Source organism: Synechococcus sp. B60.1 (assembly GCF_047462555.1).
Taxonomy (GTDB): domain Bacteria; phylum Cyanobacteriota; class Cyanobacteriia; order Thermostichales; family Thermostichaceae; genus Thermostichus.
In genome coordinates this window covers 1-3121 of sequence record NZ_JANSJN010000160.1, presented here as the reverse complement: position 1 = coordinate 3121, position 3121 = coordinate 1, and the positions used below count along the sequence as shown (strand labels likewise).

Here is a 3121-nt window from a genome sequence, read left to right as displayed (position 1 = left end):
ACTCCTCATCCTGCCACCCTTCTGCCCCGGATCAAGCACCCTTTTGCCAGGAAATAGGCAAATCTTCCGGTTTTTGGGGGGCAAAGCGTCAACCCCCCGCCCCCCAGACCGCGCTGTATCCCCCTGGATCCCAACTTTTCTTGAAAAAAGGGCAAGACTTGTCAACCTGGGCAGATCTGCCTGTATGATTTACGGAGTAACCAGAGCAAGCGCTGACACAAGCGCGTATGCGTCTCCCGCCCGAACGGCAAGCCCCTAGCCCCATTAGTTGCTTTGGGCCGGTCAATCGGGTAAGTTAAGGGAAGTGTTCAGCCGGACCCTACTTTTTTGGTTAAGAGGAGAAAAATGAACGGAACAATGCAGAAGTGGCTGCTGAAGTCACTTGGTTCTCTGACTTTAGCGTCTGCCGTGGTACTTGTGCCTGTGATCCTGACGGGCTGCGGCGAGGACAGCGCTGGCCCTGCGGTGCCCGTGCCGCCCCCACCGCCGCCAGCTCCCCCGGCTCCCCCGTCGCCAACTCCCACGCCAACTCCGGCGCCGGCAGGCACGATTAACGTTACGCCTGAGACCGACATTAACCGGATTATTGAGACTTCCGATCGCACTCGGCCTCTCACCCTGGTTCTGGGGCGGGGTGTTTACCGCCAGAACATTGTGATCAACCGCAGCAACGTCACGGTGCGCGGCGCAACCGGCGATGTGGGCGATGCCGTCGTGGTAGGTGGGGCTACCGGTGCGCCGGTTCAGGTGACGAACAACGCTTCCGGCGTCGTCCTGGAGAACTTCTCCATCCTCAACACCCGCTCCTTGGCGTCCATTGAGTACGGCATCAACGCCGAAGACGCCACCGAAGTCACCGTTACCGGCGTAGATATAGTCCTCTTCCCCACCGTGACCCCTCCGGCCTCGCGCGGGGTGGCGATCGGCTTTGGCTCAGCGGCTGCCGGCGCCACCTCCAAGAACTTGACGGTTACCCGCTCCAACCTGTTTGTGGCTGGCGCGGGCAGCTCGGCAGGCATCCGCATTGCCGGCGACAACGCGGGCATCAACCTCCGGGTGGAAACCAACAACATCTTCTTGGGCTACGAAGCTGTCCCCGACATCTCAGATCAGCTGATCAGACCTACGGCCCAGGATGTGGGTGCCGGCTCTGCCGCCATCTTTATTGAGTCGGCGGTGACGGGGCTGAGCCTGACTTTTGCCGGCAACACCATCACCCCGAGAACGGCGACGGCCAACGTCTACGCCATTCGTGACGACCGCGGCAGCGGCTTGAGCGCGGCTGAGCGGCGGGCCATTGTGGCGGCAGGCAGCGGCCTTGCTTTCAACAGCAACACCAGCAACGTCTATCTCTCCCTCACCCGCGCCATTGCCGAGGCGGCCGGCCCCAACCCGACGGTGACGGCAGGCCCGGGTTCCTTCACGGCAGAAGGTGAGATTGTGATCCCTGCCGACAAGCCGGGCCTGACGCTGAACTCCCTCGACGGCACGAGCACGCTGCGCAACGTCAAGATCTTGGCCAACGATGCTACCCTAGGTGGGACAGAAGGCAATGGCTTCCGCATTACGGGCACCCGCGGATCGGATCCGGATGCAGGCGGCCCGGCGGCGGACTACCAGGTGGGCATTGGTGAGTGCGACCTAGCCAACCAAGGGGCGCGCAACGTAGAAGTTTCCTTCAACGACTTCGCACGGCCCACGCAGGCCGACAACTACGTTTCTGTCCAAGTCTGCGACTTCTCGCAGGCCGATATCTACAAGAACCTGCTGCGCGGCTACACGGTTGCCGGCGTGCACGTGGTGTCGGCAGAGCCTGCCACGGTCACCATCCGCGAGAACCGCTTTGAGGCTTCCATCAACAGCCCCTTCTTCATCGCCGACATTGTGGATCGGCAGACCCAGGCTTCGGGCAACCTCTCGCCCTTTGCCAAGGCCTCGGTGACGGGCAACGTCTTCAACCAACCGCCCCAAGGCACGGGAGCTATCTACGCTCGTCCGAGTGTTGACCTCACGCCAACCGCGACCGGGGCGCTGGGCGGCGAAGGCACCATCCTGCAGGCTTTCTTCAACAACACCATCACGCCAACACCCGTTCCCGGCGTTACTGTGTGTGGACGCGTCGAGAGCTTGGCAGGCGCGCCGGGCAACCTGGTGAACTTCTTGGATAGCTCGCCAACTCTGGTTCCCTTCACCTCCAGCGTCTTCAACGTGGTGTCGGATGCCCTCTGCTCGTCGGTGGGCTTTGGTCCAGGGGCCAGCCTGCAGTTCCGTCCAGGCGGCACGCCACCAGCGGCTCCTACACCCACACCGACGTCCACACCTACACCAGCGCCTGCTGTAACAATTACCATTCCTGGTCTGCCTGCTGGCGCGACGGTGACGGTGACGGGTGCAGGAGGGTCGCCGGTGATCGCCACCTCCACGTCGGTGTCCGGCAACGTGGCCACCTTCCCCGGGCCGTTCACCATTCCCTTCGGCGGCCAGATCCGGATAACGCCGGCCATTGCCTCGCCGTCGGCAATCACAGTGGGTGGTACGACGCTGAACACCTTTGACAACACCACAAACCCCGGCAGCACCACCTACTTCAACTTCGGCCCCGCCATTTCGGTGAACTAGCCTGGGGCTAGCGCTATCAGGGCGACCTGTTTCTGTTGAGTCAACAAAAGAGCTGCTCAATGCCGCCAGGTCGCCCTTTCCTATCTGTCTTGCCTGCGCATTCCCGGTTTTTGGGTTCCCTACTGTACGTTTTGGATCCTGGTTGGGTATTCTATTACCAGGTTTGATATGGTTTTCCCTGTCGAGTGAGCCGGGCTGCGCTTGTCAAGACTTCAACCCTTGGTCAAGACCTTATCTTCGGAGATTTGTGACAATGTCTAACCGCAACTTCTTGCCTGGCTTGCGCTCTTCCCTGGTCTCTCTGGCCCTGGCCTCCTCGCTGGCCGGGGGGATGGCCGCCTGCTCTTCTGACACGCCCACCGCTACGCAGGTGCCTTCTACCATCTCGGCGCAACTGCCCGAGACAGCAGCCCCCGCCACCGACGGCATCGCCTTCTACTACGACGGGGTAAAGACCTCTATCAAAATCACAGATGCGGCGGTGCTCTTTGCCGCCTGCACC

Annotated in this window: 1 protein-coding gene and 1 pseudogene; both read left to right on the top strand. The window is 61.6% G+C overall.

All coding sequences use genetic code 11. The features are described 5' to 3' along the window. Nucleotides 1–408: 408 nt before the first annotated feature. A complete protein-coding gene (locus tag NW863_RS12620; protein ID WP_414366780.1) occupies nucleotides 409–2619 on the top strand; it encodes a hypothetical protein in 2211 nt (736 codons plus the stop codon). A 253-nt stretch (nucleotides 2620–2872) separates the two neighbouring features. Further along, nucleotides 2873–3121, top strand: a pseudogene (locus NW863_RS12615) (hypothetical protein); the annotation flags it as partial.